A 23,487-nucleotide genomic window follows, 5' to 3' on the forward strand; every position below is an offset into this window, starting at 1 on the left:
TGAGGAAGGACCTGAACGCTCACGGCCTCGGCGCCTAACGGCTTGCCCAGGCGGCCAGGGGACGGATCAGCGAGCGCACGGTCTCAGCGCTCGCGCGGGGCGAGGCGAGCCGCGTGGACCCGGGTACTCTGGGGCCGTCATCAGCACGCTGGAGGAGCTGACGCGTGAGCCGGTCAGCCCCGCCGATCTGCGGCAAGCGGTGACGGTCGCGGGTCCTGACGCTGAGGCGCGGGCCTGGCCGGGTGGGAACGCCTGGCGGCTGGTCGAATTCCGGCTGTATGACTGGTGCGGCGACGACCCCTACACCCTGGGGGAGCCGGTGCGGGTGGGGCCTGAGGCCGAAATCCTGATCGGTGGCGAGTGACGCCCCCCACCCCACGGAAGGACCCGGGCGGGCGCAGGTCCTGCATCTTCAAGGGCTGCACCTGGCCAGCCGAGCACCGGGCCGGATCAGCAGCGGCGCGCCCAACCCGGTGCTCGGCTGGCCGCCAGGTTGCGGGGGCCTTCACCCCCGAAGGCCCCTCAGGGCAGGATGGTCCAGAAGAGGTCGAAGCGGCGGTCGAGCAGCCCGAAGTCGTACCCCTCCAGGAGCGCGTAGAAGGCGATCCTCTGGTCGGTGAATTCCGGATGGTCCACGTTGAGGTAGAGGCGGACGGGGAAACGGGCCGGGAAGGTGCTGGCGGTGTAGAGACGTTCAGGCTCGACGAGTGCCGTGCCGCCCCCACTCTTGTTGAAGATCCTCAGCCGGAAGGAGATGGGACCGCTCGGCGGGCGCCCCTCCCCCGAGATGTCCTCGTCCGTCACGATCAGCGTGGCCGTCACCGTCTCGCCGTCGCGGGCGCTGACCCGCTGCGGCTCGAAGTGGAATCGGTAGAAGGACTCGCGGCGCTCGCAAAAGACCATGGGCCCGGCCCAGTCGGCGTGGTCGTAGGAGATGCCATTCCCGGCATCTGTCACGACCAGGCGCAACTCCCCCTTGCCCGTAATGTCCAGGTCCACCCGCTTCGTCGCGCTCGCCCCGGTCATCGTGCCCGAGTCGTAGGCCTTCTGGCCGTCCAGATACACCTGGAAGACCACGCTGCCTCTGGACCCCACCTCGTCGTCCACCCCGATGTCCGCCGTGAAGCGCGTGCACTGGGCCGCGTTCGTTCCCCCCAGACGGAAGCGCAGCTCGCTGCTCGCGTGGGTGCCGTAGCCCCGGGCGTAGGTCCTGCCGTTCAGGGTGAGTGTCCGGCCGTCCCCGGCCGCCTGCTCGCCGTTGCTGCGGTTCAACTCGACGGGTCCCCAACTGTTGCGGGCGGCCAGGATGGGCTCGTAATAGAGGTTGTTCCAGCCGGGGGTGAGGCGCTGCGCGGTGAGGTTGCCCGCGGGGGCCGCGTAGCTCCAGGGATACGACGTGTTCCCCGCGTAAGGGTCCGTGGCTGCGGAATCGGGACCCTGACCGCAGGCGAACAGCAGGAACGAAAGGCCCGGGACGAGAAATGAGCCGAGCTGACCTCTTCGCATACAAGCTCCTGGACGCTCCAGCCCGCGCTCGCAATGCCCCCGTGGATTGCTGCGGGGAGTGCCTTCCCTATCTCAACATCGCAGAAAGCTCATCTTTCTCTCCTTCAGTTAGGGGTTCTTCATTAACGCGCCTGAGCGAGCGGCGTTCTGAGGCAGGGTTGCCCCGGCGGGCACGGGCCTGGGCGCGTACACTCGCGGGTGTGACGACCAAGCCCACCCCCCTCTCGCGCCCGGCCCCCCGGGCGGAACTGGCCGCCCTGCTGGGGCTGGCGGTGCCGGTCATCGTGTCGCAGTTCGCGTCGAACGCGCTGACCCTGGTGAGCACGGCGGTGATCGGGCGGCTGGGCGAGGCGCAGCTCGCGGCGGCGGCGTACGCGAACGCCACCTACTACCTGGTCTTCATGGTGCTGCTGGGCGTGATGCTCTCGGTTGGGCCCCGCGTCGCGCAGGCGCACGGGGCCGGGGACGCGGCGGGCGTGTCCCGCGCCCTGCGGGGTGGGCTGTGGCTCGCGCTGGGCCTGGCCGCCCTCGCCCTGCCGCTGATGTGGGGCGTGGCGGCCGCGCTTCCGGCCCTCGCCCCACGGGGTATCCGGGCGGACCTGGCCGCGACCTATCTGCGCCTCTACGCGCTGGGTATGCTGCCCGTGCTGGCGTTCACGGCCCTGCGCGGCGCGCTGGAGGGCACCGGGCGGCCCCGAACGGTCACGGCCGTGGCGCTGGGCGGGGTGGGCGGGGTGGCACTCCTGAGCCCGGCGCTCGCCTTCGGCTGGGGGCCGCTGCCCGCGCTGGGGCTGGCAGGAGCGGCCTCGGCGAGCGCGCTGACGGCCTGGGCGACGGCGCTGACGCTGCTGCCGGTCGCCCTGCGCCGCGCCCCGCCGGTCCCCGGCCTGGCCCCCACCTCCCTGCGCGCCGAGGTCCGGGCCCTGCTCTCCCTCGGCTGGCCCATCGGTCTGACGCTGGGGGCCGAGGGGGGCATGTTCAGCGTGACGGCCCTGCTGATGGCCCGCTTCGGGAGTGAGGCCCTGGCAGCCCATAACGTCGCGCTTCAGGTCATCACCGCGGTGTTCATGATCCCGCTGGGGCTGGCGACCGCGACCGGCATCCGGGTGGCGCACGCGGCGGGGGCCGGGAACCGGGCTGGGGCACGGCGGGCAGGCCTGACCGGCATCGCGGTCGCGGCGGGCGTGATGCTGACCTTCGCCGCCCTGGAACTGCTCGCCCCGCGTGCGGTGCTGGGCGTGTTCGTGAACGTGGGGGACCCGGGGAACGCGGCGCTGATCGCCACGGCGACCACGCTGCTGGCCATCGCCGCCCTGTTTCAGACGGTGGACGGGGTGCAGGTCACCGCCAATGCCGCCCTGCGTGGGCTGCACGATACCCGCTGGCCGCTGCTGATCTCGCTCGGCGCGTACTGGGTGGTCGGGCTGGGCACCGGCCTGCTCCTTGCCTTCGTGTTGAACGTGGGGCCGCGCGGGCTGTGGTTTGGCCTCACGGCGGGGCTGGTCACGGCGGCGGCGGCCCTGCTGACGCGCTTCCTGCACCGGACCGGACCCGGGCGAACGGAGCTGGCAGGGGCCGAATGAGACTTGGCTCGAATTCGTAGGCGCAGGCGAGCGGGTACAGCTCACCCCTGCCACCGGCGGCCGGGACTGGCTGCACCAAGTGCTGCCCTGAACGGCGCTGACGCTTGAACCAGAACCCAGGGGAGCAGACCCTTCCGGGCACGGCGCTCCCCGGCCTTTCCCGGTGTGGGGCGGTTTCTCTGCCCCAGACGGTCGAGCGTCGGGAATACCTCCTGCTTCCCAACTCCTCGCCGGGCAGGCTTGACTCAGCCTCTGCTTGTAAGTAAGATCACCTTATCGTAAACGATTACATTGCTTCCCCAGCGGGGCGAAGTGCGGGTGTCGGCTCCGGGGAGGGGCGATGGCGATCACGTTACAGGAACTCGCGCAGGAACTTCAGCTCAGCACGGCCACCGTGTCGCGGGCCATCAACCGCCCCGAGACGGTGGCGGACAGCACCCGGCGCCGGGTGCTGGATGCGGTCGCCCTGCATGGCTATCAACCCGATGCCATCGCGCGCTCCCTGCGCGAAGGCCGCTCCCGGAGCATCGGCCTGGTGGTGTCCGACATCCGCAACCCCTTCTACGCGGCCATCGCCGCGACCGTCGAGGACGTGGCCCGGGGGCACGGTTATAGCGTCCTGGTCTGCAACGCCAACGAGGACGCGGCCAAGGCGGACGAGGCCCTGCACCTGCTGGCGGCGCATCAGGTCAGCGGTCTGATCCACGTCCCCATCGGGGAGGACAGGGGAGCTTTGCAGCGACTGCGTGCCCGCGGTGTGCCGGTCGTTGACCTTGACCGCGCTTCCGGGATTGATGGGGCTTATGCCGTTCTGGTCGACAACAACCTGGGGGCGAGGCTCGCCGCCGAACACCTCCTGGCCCTGGGACACCGCCGCCTCGCCACCATCGCCGGGCCGCTGCACCTCACAACAGGTCGGGACCGGCTGGAGGGATTCCGGCTGGCCTTGGAGGCCGCGGGGCAGACCCTGCCCTGGGAGTACCTGGAGGTCGGCGACTTCCGGGAGGCCTCCGGGGCCCGGGCGATGCGCCGACTCCTCGCGCTGCCCGCCCCCCCCACCGCCCTGTTCGTGGCGAACAACGAGATGATGGCGGGGGCCCTCGCCGTGATCCACGAACTCGGCCTGCAGGTGCCCCGGCAACTCTCCCTCGTGGGCTTTGACGACGCCCGCTGGGCCCAGTACATCCACCCCCCCCTCACGGTGGTCGCCCAGCCGGTCGAGGCGATGGCCGCCCTGGCCGCCGAAATGCTCTTCAAGCAGCTGGCGGGCGGTTCTGCGAGCACGCCGCAAGTTCTGGAGCCCAAGCTGATCGTCCGCTCCTCCACGGCCCCGCCGTTTTCGGTCTGAGGCTTTCCAACGCACTGGCGATGTAAACGATTACAGAAAGGAGGTGCCCGCAGTCAGGAACGTTCCGTCGTCCCTTCCCTCCCGCCGACCCAGGAGACCACCATGCGAAAGTGCGCGCTGCTCCTCACCGCCCTGTTCCTCGCCGCCCCCGCCCAGGCCGCCACGTTGCAATTCTGGAAGTTCGGCCAGCCCGAGGAGACGGCCAACAAGACGCTGCAGAAGTGGGTGAACGACTGGAACAAGCAGAACCCGGACACGCAGGTGCAGTTCAAGCTCTTTCCCTTCAACGACTACACGGGCCCGGTCCTCACCACCGCCTTCGCCTCGGGCAGTGGCCCGGACGTGTTCTGGGCGTCCCCCGGGACCTTCCTCCAGTACGTGTCGAGCGGCATCGCCGCGGACCTCAGCAGCATCTTCACGCCGGAACTGCGGAAGGACCTGCTGCCCGCCGCGCTTCAGGCCGTCAGCGTGAACGGCAAGCCCTACGCGATGCCCTTCGAGCAGGAACCCGTCGCGCTCTTTTACAACAGGGACCTGCTGGCCAAGGCGAAGGTCGCCGTCCCGAAGAGCTGGGCCGATCTCCTGAAAGCAAGCGAGACGCTGAAAAAGCAGGGCATCACCCCCATCGTGATCGAGCCCGCCCCCGGCCCCTACCAGAACTTCACGTGGTACCCCTTCCTGTGGCAGACCGGGGCGAACGTGGCGGACCCCAACCTCACCAAGGCCACCTTCAATGCGAAGGGCACCGGGCAGGCGCTGGACCTGTGGCGCACCCTGGTGCAGAAGGGCTACGCCCCCCGCACCGCCTCGGATTGCACCTGCAACATCGTGGCGACCGCCTTCGGCAGCGGCAAGGCTGCCTTCGCGGTGGACGGCATGTGGTCCATCCAACAGCTTCAGACCGGGTCCAAGAATGTGCGCTTCGGGATCACCCACCTGCCCACGCCCACGGGCAAGAATCCCGTCACCGTGTACGGCGGCTGGACGCAGGTCGTGAACGCCAAGAGCCCGAACCTGGACGCCGCCAAGCGCTTCACCGCTTGGATGTGGGCGCAGGGCACCGAGCGGCCGCTGGAGTGGGTCTCCAAGGCCAACAGCAAGTTCAGCCCGCGCCGCTCGGTCACCGCCGCCGGGAAGACGTACTACGACCAGCCCTACCTGCGCGACTTCCGCGACCTGATCCTCCCCACGGCAAGGGCCGAGCCGCGCTACCCCGCCGAGATGGTGAAGATCGTCGGGGACGCCATCCAGTCCAGCATGTTCCGCAACACGGGCGGGGCGCAGGCCGCCGACCAGGCCCAGCGCCAGCTTGAGCCCTACCTCAAGACCCTGGCTCGCTGAGAACGGAGGTTTTCCATGACGCGCCTCGCGACCCTTCCCCGTTCCCGGCTCCCTCGTCGCGAGGCGCGTGAGCGGCTCACCGCCTTCGGCTTCCTGCTGCCGGACGTGCTGGGCCTGCTCGTCTTCGTCGTCGGGCCGATCCTCGCCGCGCTGCTGATCAGCTTCACGAACTGGAACGCCCTGGGGGCGCCGAGCTGGGTGGGCCTGGCGAACTACCAGCGGCTGTTCGCCGACCCCCAGTTCTGGTCCTCGCTGCGCGTCACCGCCGTGTACACGGTCGTGTACGTGCCCCTGGTGTACGCCGTGTCGCTGGGGCTGGCCGTCCTCGCCAACCAGCGCGTGCCCCTGATCGGCCTCTTCCGCACGATCTTCTTCGTGCCCGTCGTGCTGAGCCTGGTCGTGACGGGGCTGATGTGGCGCTTCATCTTCGACGAGCAGGTGGGGCTGCTGAACTACGCGCTCAGCCTGGTCGGAATGGAGCCGCGCGCCTGGCTGGGGGACGTGAACCTCGCGCTGCCCGCGATCATCGTCGTGAGCGTCTGGATCAACATGGGCTACTACATGACGATCTTCCTCGCGGGGCTTCAGGACATCCCCCGCGAGTACTACGAGGCGGCCCGCATCGACGGGGCGAGCGGCTGGCAGACCTTCTGGCGCATCACCCTGCCGCTGCTGAGGCCCACCTCCCTGTTCGTCGTGGTGGTGTGCCTGATCGGCGCCTTCCAGGTCTTCGACCAGGTGTGGGTGATGACCAAGGGTGGCCCGGCGGACGCCACCCAGGTCACGGTGATCTACATCTACAAGCAGGCCTTTCAGTACCTCAACCTGGGCTACGCGAGCGCCATCGCCTTCGCGCTCTTCCTGATCATCCTGGCGTTCAGCCTCGCGCAGTTCTGGTTCCTGAGGAGGCGGGAGTGAGCGCGGTGCGAACGGTGCGAGTCCCCCATGCCGTATCCGGGCGCCGTCCCGGGCGTCACCTCGGGCGTCTGCTCGGCAACCTCCTCGTCTACGCCCTGTGCCTGCTCGTCGCGCTCCTGACCCTCATCCCGCTCGCGTGGATGATCTTCGGGTCGCTCAAGGGGCCCGAGGAGGTGGTGCAGTACCCGCCCACCTTCCTGCCCCACGTCTTCGTCTGGCACAACTACGTCGAGGTGTTCACCCGGGTGCCCTTCGCCCGGTACATCTTCAACACCTTCTTCGTGGCGACGACCGTGACGCTGGTGGCACTCCTCTTCCACGCGATGAGCGCCTACGCCCTTGCCCGGCTGCGCTTCCGGGGGCGCGAGGTGCTCTTTCTCGGCATCGTCGCCACGTTGATGATCCCCTTCTCGATCACCCTGATCCCCACCTTCCTGCTCGTACGGTCGCTGGGCTGGCTGGACTCGTACTGGGCGCTGATCGTCCCCGCCATTCCCAACGCCTTTGGCATCTTCCTGCTGCGCCAGTTCTACCTCTCGCTGCCCGACGAGCTGGAGGAGGCCGCGCGGCTCGACGGGGCCACGCCCGCCCAGATCTTCTGGTACGTGGCGCTCCCGATGAGCCGCCCCATCCTCGCCACGCTCGCCACCTTCTTCTTCCTGGCGAACTGGAACGCCTACCTGTGGCCGCTGATCGTCACGCAAAAACCCGAGATGCGGGTCACGCAGGTCGCGCTCGCCGCCTTTTCGGGCGAACATTCCACCGAGTGGCAGCTCATCATGGCGGGCGCGACGGTCGCCGCCATCCCAGGCCTGCTGCTGTACCTGTTCCTGCAGCGCTACCTCATCGAGGGCATCAAGCTCTCGGGGCTGAAGTGAGGGGGGCCAGCGGGCGGCGCTCCCCGGGCCACCTTCTCCTGGCCGCGGCCCTCACCCTGGCCGCGGGGGCACTGGCCGGTGGCGCGGGCACCCCTCCGGGAGCGCAGGTCGCCACCATCAAGCGTCTGACGGTGAGCCGGGTCGCCCAGCTCACCGGCCCGGGGGCCAGCTCCAGCACGCGGGCGGCAGACATCTGCGGCACTGACCTCGGCACCATGACGGAGGTGAACGGCCGGGTGCTCTTCGCCTTCGGCGACTCCTTCGGCTTTCAGGGGGAGGCGTGCCCCCGGTTCGGGCCGAACTGGCGCTCGAACCTGCTCGGCGTGTCGAGCGACCTCGACCCCTCGGACGGCGTGACCTGGGAGCGCTGGCTGATGGGCGCGGGGGGCCACGCCACCGCCGTACGCGAGGGCGCGCACCAGCCCGCCTTCACGGGCGAGCAGACCCGGATTCCCACCGCGATGGTCACGGTCAGGCAGCGGGTGTACCTGCACCTCATGTCGGTCCACGGGTTCGCCCCGCAGGGGGGCGTGTGGCAGTGCAACTCCTCCGGGTTCGTGTTTTCCGACGACGAGGGCCGCACCTGGAAGGACGCCGGGAGGAATCTGGGCGGGGCGGACAGCCCCTTCAACATGCTCGCCCTGACGGCGCAGCGCGGCGGCGGCAACGAGCGGGGCGGGTACGTCTACGCCCTCGGCACCCCCTGCGGCCGCTTCGGTGACGTGCGGCTCGCCCGGGTGCGGCCCGACGCGGTCGCGCAGCCCGAACGGTGGGAATACTTCACGGGGCTGGACGGGAGCGGTCAGCCGCAGTTCGTGAACGACCCTTCCCGGGCTGCCGCCGTGATTCGCGGCCCGGTCGGGGAGGCGTCAGTGCTGTGGAACCCGTACCTGGGGCGCTGGATGTACACCTATCTCAACGAGGGGACGGCGGCGCTGGAACTGCGCGAGGCCCGGGTGCCCTGGGGCCCGTGGAGCGCGCCCCACACCCTCGCCACCGCCGCGGACTACCCGCAGCTCTACGGGGCCTTTATGACCCCCGCCTACCTCAAGGACGGCGGCCGGACCCTCTACTTCGTCATGTCGCAGTTCGGCCCGTACAACACCTTCGTCATGAAAGCGAGCATCGAGCGATAAATGCAAAACGCCGGACTCTCCCCCCTGCGCGGCCTCGCCAAATTACGCGACGTTCGCACCCGCCGCTTTTCGAGCTACGACCGCACCGGCGGCAACGACGACCGGTTGCACATCCAGCCCGGCGAGACCGTCTTGATCGCCGAAACACCCGGCGCGGGGATCGTCACTCACCTGTGGATGACCATCGCCTGCGACTCCCCGCATTACCTGCGCAAGATCGTCCTGCGCGCCTACTGGGACGGCGAGGAGACGCCCAGCGTCGAGTGCCCGGTCGGCGACTTCTTCGGGATGGGCCACGCGCAGAGCCGCAACTACGCCAGCCTGCCCCTCCAGATGAGCCCGCAGGACGGCAAGGCCTTCAACTGCTACTTCCCGATGCCCTTCTCGGACGGGATGCGCTTCACCGTCACCAACGAGTGCGAGCATGTCGTGCACTTCTACTACTACGTGGACCTCGAACTGCACGAGGCGCTGGAGGAAGGTCTGGGCCGCTTCCACGCCCATTGGCGCCGCGCGATCCCCGAGGGTATCCCCGAGGAGGGCCTGACGAACGAGGAGTACCAGTTCGGCGGGGTCAACACCGACGGGGCGAACAACTACACGCTGGTGGAGGCGCGCGGTCACGGGCACTACGTCGGGTCCATCCTCTCGGTGTACTCGTTGCGGCGCTCACGGGACTGGGACTGGTACGGCGAGGGCGACGACCTGATCTTCGTGGACGGCGAGCCGGGGATCAGCGTGCCCGACGTGGGGCGGGGCAAAACGCTTGCCCATGAGCAGGACTACCCGGTGATCGAGCCCCGGCCCGAGTCGGGCGAGGGCGCCAACGACGCCTGGCCGCCCACCCTGCACGGCACCGGCACCGAGGACTACTTCAACACCGCGTGGTGCCCCAACCAGGAGTACGCCGCGCCGTACCACGGCATCATCGCGGGCGGCGGGCCGAACTGGACCGATCCCGTGACCCTGTACCGCTTTCACATCGAGGACCCCATCGTGTTCCGGCGTGACCTGCGGGTGACCATCGAGCACGGGCACGCCAACCGCCGCGGCGACGAGATGACGAGCGTCGCCTTCTGGTACCAGAGCGAGCCGCACGCCCCCTTTCCCGCGCTTCCCGCCGCCGGGGACCGCCTGCCCGCCTACCGCACCATCTTCGAGCAGCGCGACGGAGGCTCCCGATGACGTATCCCCTTCCCGAGTTCTCCCCTCCCCCGGCACCCGAGCCGCGCACCGTCTACCTCGTGGCGAGCGGCGACCTGCGCGAGAGCGCCAACCGGATGTGCTGGCCCGCCCAGCGCGACATGGAGGCCCGGCTGGAGACGGCCTTCCGGGACCACGGCTGGCGTGTCAAGCGCGCCCACCCGTGCGACGAGCGGCTGGGGCACGGCTTCATCCGGAGCCAGCGCATGGGGATGGACGTGTTCCGGACCATTCCGCCGGGGGCACCTCTCGTCGTGGCCGAGGCGGTGTGGCAGTACAGCCACCACGTTCTCGCCGGGTTGCGGGACCACCGGGGGCCCGTTCTCACCGTGGCGAACTGGAGCGGGCAGTGGCCGGGTCTGGTCGGGCTCCTCAACCTGGGCGGCGGGCTGACCAAGATGGGCGTCCCGTATTCCAGCCTGTGGAGCGAGGACTTCACCGACGACTTCTTCCGGCGGGGGCTGGGGGAGTGGCTGGAGACGGGGCGGGTCACCCAGGATCTCTCACACGTGCGGGACCTGGACCCAGAACACCTCCCCCTTCCCGAGCGCGAACTCGGCGAGGCGTTGGCGGGGCAACTGCGGCGCGACAAGGCGATCCTCGGCGTGTTCGACGAGGGCTGCATGGGGATGTACAACGCGATCATCGACGACGAACTCCTCAACCCCTGCGGGGTGTACAAGGAGCGCCTCTCGCAGTCCGCCCTCGTCGCGGAGATGCGCCGCGTCACGGACGGGGAGGCGCGGGAGGCGTACGAGTGGCTGAAAGAGCGGGGGATGCACTTCGACCTCGGCGAGGACGAGGCGACCGAGCTCACCGAGCGGCAGGTCCTCGAACAGCTCAAGATGTACGTCGCCGCCACCCGCATCGCGGACGACTTCGGCTGCGACGCGGTGGGCATCCAGTACCAGCAGGGGCTCAAGGACATGGCGCCCGCCTCCGACCTCGCCGAGGGGCTGCTGAACAACGCCGAGCGTCCGCCCGTTCGTTCGCGGGATGGGGAACGCGAGCTGTACGCGGGGCGCCCCCTCCCCCATTTCAACGAGGTGGACGAGGGGGCGGCGCTCGACGCCCTCGTGACCCACCGGGTGTGGAGCGCGATGGGTCTGGACCCGGCCACCACTCTGCACGACGTGCGCTGGGGCGAGGACTACGGCGGACAGTTCGTCTGGGTGTTCGAGATTTCCGGCGCGGCGCCACCCTCACACTTCGAGGGGGGGTACGCGGGAGCCTCCAGCGAACGGCAGCCCCCCATGTTCTTCCCGGCGGGCGGCGGCACCCTCAAGGGGGTGAGCAAACCCGGCGAACTGGTGTGGTCGCGCGTCTTCGTGATGGACGGGGAATTGCACGCCGACCTCGGGCGGGCTCAGGCCGTGCAGCTGCCGCGGGAGGAGACCGAGCGCCGCTGGCAGCTCACCAACCCGCAGTGGCCGATGATGCACGCGGTGTTAAGCGGCGTGACCCGCGACCAGATGATGGCGCGGCACAAGGCGAACCACGTGCAGGTGGCCTACGCTCCGTCCGCCCAGGTGGCCGACCGTGCCCTCGCCGCCAAGGCGGCGATGCTGGCGGCGATGGGCGTGCGGGTCCACCTGTGCGGGAAGGCCGGGATGGTCTGAGGAGGGATCTGTCCCGGCGACCAGGAAGAGCGCTCCATGTCTGCCGAAACCTGCTTCGGCGGCCTGCCAACCTCCTCGCTGCTCACGGTGGACCTCGACTCCGGGACGAACACCTCCGTTACCGTCTTCGCGGGCTACCACGCTCCCGGCGCGGACTTGTGGATTCAGGTGGGCGACGTGAGCCTCACCCCACCCTGAGGGACACAGTGGCGGCAGGCGAGAAGGGAGAACAACATCCGCATCCCAGAGGTCCATTCGTGAGCACCCTGCTCCTCGGCATCGACATCGGCACGTACAGCAGCAAGGGCGTCCTCGCCACCCCGGACGGCGAGCTTCTGAGAACGCACGTCGTCCCGCACGGTCTGGACCTTCCCCACCCGGGTTGGGCCGAGCAGGACCCCGACGGGGTGTGGTGGCATGACGTCATCGCCATCTGCCGGGCCCTGCTGGACGGAGAGCCCTACACGGGCGCGGACGTGGCGGCCCTGGCGGTCAGTGCCATCGGCCCCTGCCTGGTCCCGCTCGACGCCGGGGGGAGGCCGCTGCGCCCCGGCATTCTCTACGGCATCGACACGCGCGCCACAGAGGAGATTCAGCTGCTGGAAGACCGGTACGGCGCCGAGCGTATCTTCCGCGACGCGGGCATGAACCTCAGCAGCCAGGCGGTGGGACCCAAAATCCTGTGGATGCAACGGCATGAGCCTGATCTCTGGGCGCGGACGGCGCGGGTCACGACGGCGAGCAGCTACGTCACCTTCCGGCTCACGGGCGAACATGTCATGGACCGGCACACGGCCAGCTATTTCATCCCGCTGTTCGATGCGCGGACGCAAGAGTGGACGGACGCCTTCGGGTTCCTGGACCTCGGGATGCTGCCCCGGCTGGGGTGGAGTGACGAACTGGCCGGAACAGTCACCCCGGAGGCGGCGATGCAGACAGGCCTGCGGGCGGGCACCCCCGTCGCGGTCGGCGCAGTCGATGCCCTGAGCGAGGCGATCAGCGTGGGGGCGGTGGAGAGCGGCGACCTGATGCTGATGTACGGCACGACCGCCTTTTTCATCCTGGTGGGGCAGGAACTGACCCCGCACCCGTCCCTGTGGAACGTCTCGGGTGCCTACGACGGGCAACGCAACATCGCCGCCGGGATGGCGACGACCGGGGCCCTCACGCAGTGGTTGCGCACGACTCTGCTGCCCGAAGTGAGCGAGGAAGAGGCCTTTGCCCGGCTGTTCGAGGAGGCGGCTGCCGTGCCCGCCGGGTCAGACGGACTGCTGCTGCTGCCGTACTTCAGCGGGGAGCGCACGCCCATCCAGGACCCCCAGGCCCGGGGAGTTCTGGCGGGGCTCAACCTCACCCACACCCGGGGTCACCTCTTCCGCGCCGCGCTGGAGGGCATCGGCCTCGGTATCCGGCACAATCTGGAGGCCTTTCGGGAACTGGGCGCCCCCATACAGCGGATCGTCGCTGTGGGCGGGGGCACACGCAGCCGCGAGTGGTTGCAGATCGTCTCGGATATCACCGGCGTCCCGCAACTTCTGCCCACCGTGACCATCGGGGCGAGTTATGGGGACGCCTTTCTGGCGGGCCTGGTTGGCGGTGCCGTGAGACGTGACGATATCCAGCGGTGGAACCCGCCCCGCGAGACCATCGCCCCGAATCCAGGCGTCAGACCGATCTACGACGCCCGCTTTGGGGAGTACCGGGCGCTGTATGACCAGACGCGCGACATCGTTCATCACCTGGCGGGGGCGGCAGGACGGTAGCGACATCTCTGCTTTTGCCTCTGGCGTGAAGTGTCCCGGTGCTTCCGTTTCCTCTTCGCAGAAATGAGGGAACAGTTCCTCCGAACGGGCAAGGCGGTGAGCAGGGCAGGTCGGCATGAGGCCGGGTCGGTGGAGTCAGGCACGGCGTGTGGCGGGCCGTCGGTGAACACAGGGTGGGGTTTGACGTCCTTCCCCGCGACACCGACACGTCCCGTTCCGCCAGCATATCGGCCCTGTACCGGGATGGGGGTCGTCAACCTTAAGGCCCACCTCCACCCTGCGGGCAGATGCCCGCGAGCGCATACCGACATCACAGGCTCCCAGCATGAAGAGGCTTTAGGGCGCCCGTCATGTTCTCCCGGCTGTTACGTTTTAACCTTACTTCCGCGAGGTAATTATGACAATCGATGATCTGAAGCAGAACCATATGATGGCCCACCTCACCGACGCCCTGGACCAGGGCCAGGACATCGGGCACTACGGGCGGCTGGTGTACGCCATCATCGCCCGGCACTTCCTGACGGAAGACGAGCTGGTCGCGCAGCTGGCGAAGGACCGCGACTTCAGCGAGGAGGACGCCCGGGGCCTGGTGGGGCAGGTGCAGGAGGCGGACTACAACCCGCCCCGCCGCGAGAAGATCCTGGAGTACATGGAAAAGCAGGACTTCCCGATCCTGCCGAATGCCGAAGACCCCGACGAGGGTAACGTCTACCGCGACCTGAACTTCCCGGACCACGTGTACGACAATATCCGCGAGTACCACCAGCAGAAGGCGCAGTGAGCAGGCAGCCCCGACTCCAGATGGTCGGGGCTTTTTCTTATCCCGGACCTACCCTTCCTGTGCCCGCCGGTCGGTCAGCCTCCTCAACTTGCCGCCCTCGCTGCCGGGCAGGACGGGGAAGGGAGCCGCCCGAAGCCTGGCGTCCGGACCGCGGCATTCGGGGAACTGCTCTAAGCTTCACTCCATGATCCTCAAGCGCGTCCTGTCCGCCCTTGGCTGGGGCGTCTTCACCTTCGGCACGCTGGGGGTCGCCAACACCTATCGGTTTACCACCACCCGCCACGGCCTCGCCCTGCCCGGCCTGACCCGGCCCGTGCGGATCGTGCATCTCAGCGACCTGCACTACGGCCTGTTCGTGGGGCGCGGCACCGTGCGGCGCTGGGTGGACTCGGTCCGGCGCGAGCGGCCTGACCTGATCGCCATCACGGGCGATTTTCTGGACAGCGGCGTCGGCGGCCAACGGCACCGCAAGCTGCTGGAAGAGCTGTCCCGGCTCCGCGCGCCCCTGGGCGTGTACGCCGTGTGGGGCAACCACGACTGGACGAGCCTGAATACGAACGCGACCCGGGTGGCATTCGCCGAGCAGCTCCGCCTGCACGGCGTCACACTCATCAACAACGCGGGCGTTCAGGTCCGGGATGACCTGTATGTGGCGGGCGTCGACGACTGGTGGTTCGGGATGCAGGATCTGGACGCGGCGCTGCGCGGCTATACGGGTGGGACGGTCGTGCTGCTCGCCCACAACCCGGACTACCTGACGCAGGTGCCGTCCCGGGTGAACCTCACGCTGAGCGGGCACACCCACGGCGGACAGGTGCGCCTGCCGCTGTTCGGGCCCCTCAAACGCCGCTCGACCCTGCTGAACGTGCGGCAGGGGTGGGTGCGCGGCGCCCGTATCGTGCAGTCGCCCGCCGAGGGTACGCCCGCCGACGCGCCCGACGGGCACGCCCTCGGGTTCGTGTCGCGCGGCCTGGGCGTGACCGGCGTGCCCATGCGCTGGGCCTGCCCGGCCGAACTCGCCGTGCTGGATCTGGAGCCCGGCGCCTGACCGGCGGGGAGGCCCGGAGCCAGCCGGAACTTGTTCCCCGGAAACGAGCCAGGGCGGGGGAAACCGGGAAGCCGTCCGGACCTACCCCTCCCCCCGCAGGTCGGTCACCCTCCTGAGCTTGCCGCCCTCGCTGCGGGGCAGGGAGCCGGGCTCGCACAGCTCGCAGCGCACCGTCACGCCGACCTGCGCCTTGACCAGCCGCTCGATCTCGGTCCTCAGGGCGGCGCTCTCCGTCTCGGTCTCGACTCGCAGGGTGAGGTCGTCGCGGGTGCCGGTGCGCGTCAGGACGATGTGGTAGTGCGGGCTGACCTGGCCCATGCCGACCAGAACGGCCTCCAGTTGGGTGGGGTACACGTTCACCCCGCGCAGGATGATCAGGTCGTCGGCCCGGCCGCGAATCTGGTCCATGCGGCGCACCGTCCGCCCGGTGGTGTTGGGCTCACTGGCCTCGGGAATCAGGCGGGTGATGTCGCCCGTCCAGTAGCGCAGCACCGGCATCGCGGTGCGCGTCATGGAGGACAGCACGAGCACGCCCCACTCGCCGTCGGGTAGGACCTCGCCCGTGCCCGCGTCCACGATCTCGGGATAGAAGTGGTCCTCCCACAGGTAGCTGCCCCGCTGCTCGGCGGCGTCCTCGTTGGAGACGCCGGGGCCGATGATCTCCGACAGGCCGTAGATGTTGGTGGCGGTGACGCCCAGCCGGGCCTCGACCTCCCGGCGGGTCTTCTCGGTCCAGGGCTCGGCGCCCAGCACGGCGTAGCGCAGCGAGAGGTCCTCCGGGCGGATACCACGGCGGGTGAACTCCCCCGCCAGCACGAGCGCATAGCTCGGGGTGCAGGCGATCACCTCGGGCTCCAGGTCGAGGATCAGCCCGACCTGCCGTTCGGTGGCACCACCCGAGACGGGGACGGTACACAGCCCCAGGCGCTCCGCCCCCGCGTGGGTGCCCAGCCCCCCGGTGAAGAGGCCATAGCCGTAGGCGTTGTGGAAGGTCATGCCGGGCCGCGCCCCCGCCGCGTACAGGGAACGGGCCACGACCTCCGCGAAGACGTCCAGGTCGTTCGCGTCGTAGGCGACGACGGTGGGCTTGCCGGTCGTGCCGCTGCTCGCGTGCAGGCGGCGCAGCTCCTCGCGGGGCACGCACGAGAGGCCGAGCGGGTAGTGGTCCCGCAGGTCCGCCTTGCGCGTCAGGGGAAAGCGGGCCAGATCGTCGAGTGTTCGCAGATTATCCGGCGTGACGCCCGCCGCCCCGAACTTCGCCCGGTAGGCGGGGACGCACTCGTATTGCCGGGCGACCATCTCCTGGAGCCGCGCAAGTTGCAGGGCGCGCAGCTCGGGCCGGGGCAGCGCCTCAAAGCCAGGTTGAAACATCATGGCTCTATTAAAGCGGGTCACTGGGGCGGCGACCCCCACGGAGGAAGGCCCCCGGCTCCCCAGCCACAGCCGCTCTCCGTGACGCTTCCCTGCTGTGGCCTGCCCGGCACCCGCCCACACGAACTTTACTGACCTCCCGGGCAAACCGCGTGGGGCAGCGGTATAGTGGACGCGAAACCTCCCCTCATCCGCCCGACTCCCCAGCCGTGACCGCGCGGCCATCTGCCCTCCACACCGGGCCCGGGCTCTTTGACCACCTCACCCTCCCCGGAGTCATCGGATGAGTCAGCACAGCGAACAGACCGGCGATGGGGGCTGCGCGAGCAGGCCGAGCGCGAACGGCGGGCGGCCTCCCCGCGGCGGCCGGACCCCCTCCTGCAGGACCCCGCCGCGCTGCTGCACGAGTTGCAGGTTCAGCAGATCGAACTGGAGCGCCAGAACGAGGGAGGTCCGCAAACGGCTCGAACCCGATTTGCAGGCCCGCCGGATGCGGCTCACCCACGATGCCCTGCCGGTCGTGACCGCCGACCCGAGCGCTATGCGAGTCGTGTTCCGGCGCCTGCTGAGTAAAGCGCTGAAGTACACCCGCACCCGTGAGGAGGCCCGCATCTGGATCTTCACTAGGACACCGGGCGCGAATACGTGATCGGCGTGCGCGACAACGGGGTGGGCTTCAAAATACGCTGCCGCGACCGCCTGTTCGGGGTCTTCCGGCGCCTGCACAGCGAGCGCGACTACGAGGGCGCCGGGGTGGACCTGGCGATTGTGCGCCGGGTGCTCTCTCGCTGCAGCGGCCAGGTCTGGGCCGAGGGCAAGGTCGGCGAGGGCGCGACCTTCTACGTGGCCCTGCCCAAACAGCCCGCCGACCTGGAGTAGGGCCGGGGACCCGGCGCACCCCTCACCCAGGCGCAACAAAAAACCCCGTCCTGGGACGGGGCCGGGGGGTCAGGAGTTCAGTCCGCCGCTTCCGTGGCCTGGAAGCCCGCGTCCAGCCCGGTCCGGGCGGCGGTGGAGATGTACCCGATGGAGCGCCAGGGGATCAGCAGATCGGCCTCTCCCGCCGTGACCTCGAAGGGGGCGTTGGGAAGCAGGCTCTGGTTGAGCGTCTTGCTGACGCGGTCCCGCTGCGCGCGGGTCATGGAGGTGGTGATGACGTCGCCGTTGATGAGGTGAAGGTTGACCGTAAGCATCCTTATCCGGAAAGATAACTCATTTTTCCTTTAGCGTCTGTTTAGATTTCCACGTTGCAGGGTGGCGTGCTCAGGAGACGGGGGGCGGACTGGCGACCGCCTGACCCGGGGCCAGGGAGAGGCCGTGGCATGCTGAGGGCCAGGGGACCGGCCCGGGCCGACCACATGCTGAACACTGCCCTCGACTTTGACCCCACCCGCTGGAAGCCCGTCACCGCCCTGCGCTGCACGGTGGGGGTGGCCCTGCCCCTACTGCTCGCCCTAGTGAGCGGCCACGCCGAGTGGGGGGTGCTGGCCGGGGTCGGCGCGCTGAACGCCGGGTTCGCCTCGCTCAGTGGCCCCTACCGCGCCCGCTGGCGCCTGATGCTGACGAGCAGCGTGGGGATGGCGGCGGTCACGCTGCTGGCGGGCCTGGTCGGTTCCAGCGCCGTGGCGAGTGCCCTGGCGGTGACCGCCGTGGCGGGCGTGCTGACCGTGATCGGCGCGTCGGGTGCGGCGGCGGGCACAGTGGCGCTCCAGGCGACGAACGTGCTGATCATCCTCAGCGGGCTGCCCCTGGGCGCGGCGCAGGCCCCGGGCGGGGCGCTGCTGGTCCTGGCGGGCGGCGTGCTGCAAACCCTGCTGCTGGGTGGCGCCGCCCGGCTCGATCCCGTCTTCCCGGAGCGCTGGGCGGTCGCGCGGGCCTACCGCAGCCTGGCGGATTTCGTCACCTCCCCCCGCGCGGACCGGGTCCGCCTTCCCGGCGCCGTCCCCTTTCAGGAGGCGTGGACCGCGCTGGAGGACGCGCGGCGGCTGGGGGGGCATCCCGATCACGCCCGCCTGCAAGCGGCGCTCCAGCACGCCGAGGACCTGCGAAACGCCCTGGTCGGCCCACTCCCCGCGGGGGCGGCCGAGACCCTGCACCGCATTTTTCTCGATGTGGCCCACGACCTCCGGCGGGGGCATCCCGTGCGGCAAGACCCGCAGGCCCTTCGCACCCTGGAGCGTTGGGTGGCCCATTCAGCGCCGGACGGGGCGGAACAGGCCCGCTGGGCACGGATCGTGGGCCTGCTGCGGGAGCTGGCGGCCCTGCCCACTGCCTCGCCTGGCCCCATCCCCGCCCTGCCGGAAGCGGCCCCACCCGCCCGCCCCCTCCCGGACCGGGTCCGGCAGACCCTGGCCACCCTGCGCCCGGACTCCCTGGTGGCGGGGTATGCCCTGCGGTACGCGGTCGCCCTGGGCGTGACGACTGCGGCCTACCGCCTGGGGCACCTCCCGCACGGGTACTGGTTGCCGCTGACCGTGGCGGTGGTCCTGAAGCCCGAGTACGCGCTGACCCTGACGCGGGGGGTCGCCCGGCTGGTGGGCACGCTGGGCGGGGTCCTGGTGGCGACGCTGCTCACCCTGCTCCACCCGCCACTCGCCGCGCTCATGCTGCTGGTGGTGCTGTCGGCCTGGCTGGGGTTCTCCCTGCTGCCCGCGGGCTACGCGCCGTTCTCCTTTGCCGTCACCCTGTACGTGGTGTTCTCGCTCACCGCCTCAGGGATGGCGGAGCAGGCCGTCGGCGCCGAGCGCATCGCGGCCACCGGGCTGGGTGGGCTGATCGCGCTGGGCACCGCCCTGCTGTGGCCCCGGTGGCGCTCGCGTGAGGTGCGGGAGGCCCTGCGCGCGGCGGCCGCCGCGCAACAGGCGTACGCCCGGCAGCTGGAGGCGGTGCTGCGGGGCGGACCGCCCGATTCACTGGTGGAGGCGCAGCGGCAGGCCCGCTCCCGGCGGGTCCAGGCCGGGCAGGTTCTGCGGGCGGCCTCGCTCGAACCCCGCTGGCACCGCGACCCGCGGGCGGCCGAGGCGCGGGACGCCCTGGAGCAACTGGACGCGGGCGCGGCGGTGCTGCTGCCCCTGCACACCCGGGCGCTGGGGCCGGGCGTCAACGCGGAGCCAGGCCCGGCGCTGGAGCAGGTGCGGGAGATTCTGGACCGGGCGGGCGCCCTGGCGGAGGCCTGGAGCGAGACGGCGTCGTGGGAGGACCGACCCCCGCGCTGAGCACTGAGTGACTGGCACGGGGCGGGCTCTTCCCCCGCTCAGCCCAGCATGTCCGGGCGTTCGCCGGGCCGCCTCGGGGGCCAGGAGGGCTTGTCCACCGGGAGGAGGCGCCGAACCGCCGCCGGGTCCACGGGTTTGGGCAGGAAGCCCGAGGCGCCCGTCTGCCGGGAGACCCACATGTGCACCTCGGCGGGCGAACTGGTCAGCACCACGACGCACAGCTCGCGGAGCGCCTCGTCCGCGCGCACGTGGGCCAGCACCTCCAGCCCGTCCATGCGCGGGAGGTTGAGGTCGAGCAGCACCAGGTCGGGCCGGGGAGCGCAGCCGTACCCGTCCTCACGGCGCAGGAACGCCAGCGCCTCCTCCCCGTCCCTCACGACATGCAGGCGCAGGTCAGGGCCCGCCTCCTCGAACATCACCTGGGCGTACAGCACGTCCGCCGGGTTATCCTCCACCAGCAGCACTTCCAGAGGGGCGCGGCGCGTCCGGGGGAAGGAGGCAAGGTCGCGGGTGGTCTGGGGCATGAGGCCACGCTACGCCTGCCATCCTTTCTGCAACCTTTCGGGGATGTCTGGGACAGCGGAACAGAATGGTGGCCGCTCTCCCCTCCCCAAGACACGGGGAGCGAGCATGGCCGGGTCTGAGTTCAGGCGACGCTTCGGCGGATCACCCCGCCCTACACCGGCACCCCGAGCAGGGCCATGAACGCCGTGAAGGTCCCCAGGGCATGAGGATGGCGCTCGACCAGCATCTCGGGGTGCCACTGCACGCCGATCAGGCCGTCACCCTCCACCCCCTCGACCACCCCGTCGGGGGCCGTCGCGGCCACGGTCAAGGTGGGCGCCACTTCGTCCACCGCCTGATGGTGGTAGGAGTTCAGCAGGGCGGACGGCCCATGGGCACGGCCCAGCACGCTCCCGTGGCCGAACGCGATCTCATGCCCCAGCGTGGCGCCCCGGCCGAGCTGGGCATGGTCGGCCCAGACGCCGGGCACGTCGGGCAGGTGCTGATGCAGGGTGCCGCCTTCGAGCACGTTCATCATCTGCATGCCGCGGCAGATGCCCAGCACCGGTTTGCCGAGTTCACGGGCCGCCCGGTACAGGGCGAACTCGAAGGCGTCCCGTTCCTCGTCCACCTCACCTAGCCCTCGTTTCGGAGTCTGACCGTAGTGGCGGGGATGCACGTCCACGCCCCCGGTCAGCAGCACCGCGTCCACCCGCGCCGCGTAGTCGGCGGCCACCTCGGGCAGGCTCGGGAGCAGGATGGGCGTGCCCCCCACCAGTTCAACCGCCCGGGCATAGTGCCGCGGCGCGCTGCTGAGCTGCCGCGAGCCGCCCTCACCGGAGTGCGAGGTGCTGAGACCGATCAGGGGACGGGCGTTCATACCGACAGGATACAGACGTGAGTGGATGGGAAGGCAAAAGAAAACCCCCGCCGAGGGGGGTTTGACATGCTGAGCGATCTACTGCTCCTCTGGCTCAGGCCGCGGCTCTACCCGCGCCCCACCAGCTTCATCCGCAGTTCGTTGCCTTCCCCCGAGATACGTTCGGTGACCGTGACGCGGAAGCGGGCGCCGTCGTGCATCTCCAGCACGCCCTCACTGCCCTCGCCCGCCTCCGGCAGGGGCTCTGTCAGGGAGACGCGCATGAAGCCGCGCCCCCCCTCCAGCGCCTCGATCCGCCCGGGGACGGCCGCGGCACCGAAGTGCGCCACGACCGTGTTGTACTCGCGCGTCACCTCAGGCGTCTCCCATCATCAGGCCCTCGATGGTGTGGCCCTGCATGATGGGTTCAAGCTGGTCCACCACCCGGCAGATCAGGTGGTCCTTGACGCTCTGGGGAAGCTTCTCGTAGTACTCCTTGGTGAACTGGAGGTCGTGCCACTCGTCGTGGCCCGCGCCGGGGGCGTCCACGCCGAGCACAAGCACCGGGCGCGGCTTGTTGCTGGTGTTCGCGGTGCCGCGGTGGATGGTGAGGGCGCTGCGCACCGAGATGTCGCCCATCTTGGGGTACTTGCGCTGCGCCAACGCGTGGTAGCGGGGGTAGAGCGAGACGGGCGGGAACATGCCGTGGTCGTACTCGCTGGGGTCATCCCACTGGGTGCCGGGGGCGATCTCGAAGGGCCCCATGTCCTCCTCGACATCGACCGTGGTGAGGTTAAAGGCGAGCGAGTTCAGGCGGCGGTCGACCAGCGTTTCGCTCCCCGCGCGGAAGTCGCGGTGCCAGGGCTGATCCTTGGCGCCGGGATTGGGCACGTCGAAGCCGATCTCCACGATCTTGTAGTTCGGCCCCAGCACCGAGGCGCAGACCGTCTGCACCCAAGGATGGGTAATCAGGTCGTAAAAGCCGCTGATGTCCTCGGGGTGAATCTCGACGTAGTGACGGTTGGTGCCGCGGCCGACGGCGCCGCCGGGGCGGGCGAGGGCGTCTTTGTACAGCACGGCGAGTTCCTCACCGAGCTTGGCGACCCACTCGCGGGAAAAAGCTCCCTTGAGGCCGGTGATGCCGTCGCCATAGATCGCGGCCATGATGGCGGGCACGCTGTACTGCGGGTCGGCGTAGGGCGTGGCGTTGATCGGGGTCTGGGTGTCGGTGGAGGTCGGGGCCTCGGCGCTCATGCTCATGGAGGGGGCGAGCTTGGTGTTATCCGCGGTGGTCATGGGGTCCTCCTGGGAGGGGGCGAGAGGGCGGGGGGCGCGGGCGGATCAGGGCCTATTCTGCGCCTCCCTGCTGGGAAGCGAGTGAAATTCCGGGCACACGGGGCTCAGGTCCGGCGGCCCCCGCGCTGCGTCAGTTGATTTTGCAGCACGACCACCAGCAGCAGGAAGGCGCCGCGAATCACGCTCTGCCAGTAGGCGCTGAGGCTGATCGTGCCGCGCCCGTTCTCAAAGTTGAGGATGTTGAAGATGATGCCGAGCAAGAGGACGCCGACCAGGGTGCTGCCGACGGAGCCGAGACCCCCGGTGAGGAGCGTGCCACCGACGACAACGGCCGCGATGGCGGTGAGTTCCCACCCCAGCCCTTCCGTCGGCTGCCCCGCCCCGAACTGCGAGGCGAGGATCACGCCCGCCAGGCCCGCCATCGCGCCGGAGAGGGTGTAAACGAGGACCTTCACCCGCTCCACGTTCAGCCCCATCAGCCGGGCCGCCTCCTCATTGCCGCCGACCGCGAGGACATGGCGACCGAAGGGGGTGGAGCGCAGCACGAGGGCGCCCACAATATAGGCCACCCCCAGCAGGATCGCTGTGTACGGCACCCCGCCCAGATTCCCCTGCCCGAGCGCCGTGAAGCCGTGATCGTAGTCCACGCTGACGGACTGGTTGCCTGCGAAGAGCAGGGCCAGGCCCCGCGCGGCGAGGAGCATGGCGAGCGTGGTGATGAAGGGCAGGATGCGCGCGTAGGCGATGAGCAGGCCGTTGATCAGCCCCAGCAGCGTAGCCGCCGCCACCGCCCCCAGCAGGGCGGGCCAGAGGCCGTGCGGGCTGAGCAGCGCGCCGACCACGCTGGCGAACGCCGCGACGCTCCCCACTGAGAGGTCGATGCCGCCCGTGATGATCACGAAGGTCATGCCCAGCGCGATCAGGCCGAACATGGAGTTGTACCCGAGCACTGTGAACACGTTGTACGCACTCAGGAAGCCGGGGTAGCGCAGGGCGCCGAACAGCAGCAGCAGCGCGAGCGCCACGAGCACGCCGTAGCGTTGCAGCACGCTCGCCACGCGGGCGCGGCGGTCCTGGGCGAGGTCAGCGGGGGAATTGAGCAGGGACATAACTTCCTT

24 protein-coding genes are annotated in these 23,487 nt (G+C 69.8%); 16 read left to right on the plus strand and 8 right to left on the minus strand.

The genetic code is table 11. The annotated features are described in order from the left end of the window. Positions 1-199 precede the first annotated feature (199 nt). On the plus strand, positions 200-364 hold the full coding sequence (locus F784_RS26055) for a hypothetical protein (RefSeq protein ID WP_019586182.1): 165 nt from the start codon (positions 200-202) through the stop codon (positions 362-364). Positions 365-522: 158 nt separating this feature from the next. Here F784_RS26055 and F784_RS0107895 read toward each other — a convergent pair whose 3' ends face one another. Further along, entirely contained in the window at positions 523-1,506 is a 984-nt protein-coding gene (locus F784_RS0107895) for an NPCBM/NEW2 domain-containing protein (RefSeq protein WP_019586183.1), read from the minus strand. Positions 1,507-1,706: 200 nt separating this feature from the next. Between F784_RS0107895 and F784_RS0107900 the strand changes: the two genes are divergently transcribed. From F784_RS0107900 to F784_RS0107955, 12 genes are all read left to right on the plus strand, one after another. Further along, positions 1,707-3,089 (plus strand): MATE family efflux transporter, encoded by a 1,383-nt coding sequence (locus F784_RS0107900; RefSeq protein WP_026332351.1) that lies wholly within the window; start codon positions 1,707-1,709, stop codon positions 3,087-3,089. A gap of 340 nt (positions 3,090-3,429) precedes the next feature. Beyond that, a complete protein-coding gene (locus tag F784_RS0107905; RefSeq protein ID WP_019586185.1) occupies positions 3,430-4,437 on the plus strand; it encodes a LacI family DNA-binding transcriptional regulator in 1,008 nt (335 codons plus the stop codon). Between the two features lie 102 nt (positions 4,438-4,539). Next, the gene (locus F784_RS22590; protein WP_019586186.1) at positions 4,540-5,778 is read left to right on the plus strand and encodes an ABC transporter substrate-binding protein; all 1,239 of its coding nucleotides are present in this window, start codon (positions 4,540-4,542) and stop codon (positions 5,776-5,778) included. A 15-nt stretch (positions 5,779-5,793) separates the two neighbouring features. Then, positions 5,794-6,696: a carbohydrate ABC transporter permease gene (locus F784_RS0107915; protein WP_019586187.1), complete on the plus strand. Its 903-nt coding sequence runs from the start codon at positions 5,794-5,796 to the stop codon at positions 6,694-6,696. Further along, positions 6,693-7,574 carry a carbohydrate ABC transporter permease gene (locus tag F784_RS0107920; protein ID WP_019586188.1) on the plus strand — a complete coding sequence of 294 codons (882 nt, stop codon included), beginning with the start codon at positions 6,693-6,695 and terminating at the stop codon, positions 7,572-7,574. Before F784_RS0107915 ends, F784_RS0107920 begins: the two co-directional genes overlap by 4 nt. Beyond that, positions 7,571-8,710, plus strand: coding sequence for a glycoside hydrolase family 183 protein (locus F784_RS22595; RefSeq protein WP_019586189.1), 1,140 nt, complete (start codon positions 7,571-7,573; stop codon positions 8,708-8,710). The genes F784_RS0107920 and F784_RS22595 overlap by 4 nt, the downstream gene beginning before the upstream one ends. Further along, on the plus strand, positions 8,711-9,895 hold the full coding sequence (locus F784_RS0107930; protein ID WP_019586190.1) for a glycoside hydrolase family 172 protein: 1,185 nt from the start codon (positions 8,711-8,713) through the stop codon (positions 9,893-9,895). It abuts the gene before it with no gap. After that, complete coding sequence (locus F784_RS0107935) at positions 9,892-11,532, plus strand: hypothetical protein (protein ID WP_019586191.1); 1,641 nt, start codon at positions 9,892-9,894, stop codon at positions 11,530-11,532. Before F784_RS0107930 ends, F784_RS0107935 begins: the two co-directional genes overlap by 4 nt. Before the next feature lie 36 nt (positions 11,533-11,568). Continuing rightward, entirely contained in the window at positions 11,569-11,730 is a 162-nt protein-coding gene (locus F784_RS26060; protein ID WP_019586192.1) for a hypothetical protein, read from the plus strand. A gap of 59 nt (positions 11,731-11,789) precedes the next feature. After that, on the plus strand, positions 11,790-13,295 hold the full coding sequence (locus F784_RS0107945; protein ID WP_019586193.1) for an FGGY-family carbohydrate kinase: 1,506 nt from the start codon (positions 11,790-11,792) through the stop codon (positions 13,293-13,295). 397 nt (positions 13,296-13,692) lie between these two features. After that, positions 13,693-14,076: a hypothetical protein gene (locus tag F784_RS0107950; RefSeq protein ID WP_026332353.1), complete on the plus strand. Its 384-nt coding sequence runs from the start codon at positions 13,693-13,695 to the stop codon at positions 14,074-14,076. Between the two features lie 184 nt (positions 14,077-14,260). Continuing rightward, on the plus strand, positions 14,261-15,124 hold the full coding sequence (locus F784_RS0107955; protein WP_019586195.1) for a metallophosphoesterase: 864 nt from the start codon (positions 14,261-14,263) through the stop codon (positions 15,122-15,124). Positions 15,125-15,205: 81 nt separating this feature from the next. On the opposite strand, the gene paaK is transcribed toward F784_RS0107955, so the two are convergent. Beyond that, the gene (paaK, locus tag F784_RS0107960; RefSeq protein ID WP_026332354.1) at positions 15,206-16,495 is read right to left on the minus strand and encodes a phenylacetate--CoA ligase PaaK; all 1,290 of its coding nucleotides are present in this window, start codon (positions 16,493-16,495) and stop codon (positions 15,206-15,208) included. Positions 16,496-16,985: 490 nt separating this feature from the next. On the opposite strand from paaK, the gene F784_RS26580 reads away from it, so the two are divergent. Both F784_RS26580 and F784_RS0107975 read left to right on the plus strand, forming a co-directional pair. Then, positions 16,986-17,144 carry a hypothetical protein gene (locus tag F784_RS26580; protein ID WP_169405661.1) on the plus strand — a complete coding sequence of 53 codons (159 nt, stop codon included), beginning with the start codon at positions 16,986-16,988 and terminating at the stop codon, positions 17,142-17,144. Further along, a complete protein-coding gene (locus F784_RS0107975) occupies positions 17,141-17,374 on the plus strand; it encodes an ATP-binding protein (protein WP_019586199.1) in 234 nt (77 codons plus the stop codon). Before F784_RS26580 ends, F784_RS0107975 begins: the two co-directional genes overlap by 4 nt. A 77-nt stretch (positions 17,375-17,451) precedes the next feature. Here F784_RS0107975 and F784_RS0107980 read toward each other — a convergent pair whose 3' ends face one another. Then, positions 17,452-17,688 (minus strand): hypothetical protein, encoded by a 237-nt coding sequence (locus F784_RS0107980; protein ID WP_019586200.1) that lies wholly within the window; start codon positions 17,686-17,688, stop codon positions 17,452-17,454. A 129-nt stretch (positions 17,689-17,817) separates the two neighbouring features. Between F784_RS0107980 and F784_RS27540 the strand changes: the two genes are divergently transcribed. Then, entirely contained in the window at positions 17,818-19,710 is a 1,893-nt protein-coding gene (locus F784_RS27540) for an FUSC family protein (RefSeq protein ID WP_157465115.1), read from the plus strand. A 38-nt stretch (positions 19,711-19,748) separates the two neighbouring features. On the opposite strand, the gene F784_RS22600 is transcribed toward F784_RS27540, so the two are convergent. The 5 genes from F784_RS22600 to F784_RS0108010 all read right to left on the minus strand — a co-directional run bounded on the left by F784_RS22600 (position 19,749) and on the right by F784_RS0108010 (position 23,478). Further along, positions 19,749-20,234 (minus strand): response regulator, encoded by a 486-nt coding sequence (locus tag F784_RS22600; protein ID WP_019586202.1) that lies wholly within the window; start codon positions 20,232-20,234, stop codon positions 19,749-19,751. A gap of 152 nt (positions 20,235-20,386) precedes the next feature. Beyond that, a complete protein-coding gene (locus F784_RS0107995; protein WP_019586203.1) occupies positions 20,387-21,094 on the minus strand; it encodes a gamma-glutamyl-gamma-aminobutyrate hydrolase family protein in 708 nt (235 codons plus the stop codon). A gap of 107 nt (positions 21,095-21,201) precedes the next feature. After that, the gene (locus tag F784_RS0108000; protein WP_019586204.1) at positions 21,202-21,447 is read right to left on the minus strand and encodes a hypothetical protein; all 246 of its coding nucleotides are present in this window, start codon (positions 21,445-21,447) and stop codon (positions 21,202-21,204) included. 1 nt (position 21,448) lies between these two features. Then, positions 21,449-22,369 carry a phytanoyl-CoA dioxygenase family protein gene (locus tag F784_RS0108005; protein WP_019586205.1) on the minus strand — a complete coding sequence of 307 codons (921 nt, stop codon included), beginning with the start codon at positions 22,367-22,369 and terminating at the stop codon, positions 21,449-21,451. Positions 22,370-22,473: 104 nt separating this feature from the next. Then, positions 22,474-23,478 carry an ABC transporter permease gene (locus F784_RS0108010; protein WP_019586206.1) on the minus strand — a complete coding sequence of 335 codons (1,005 nt, stop codon included), beginning with the start codon at positions 23,476-23,478 and terminating at the stop codon, positions 22,474-22,476. Positions 23,479-23,487: the final 9 nt, after the last annotated feature.

Source organism: Deinococcus apachensis DSM 19763, from assembly GCF_000381345.1.
GTDB lineage: Bacteria > Deinococcota > Deinococci > Deinococcales > Deinococcaceae > Deinococcus > Deinococcus apachensis.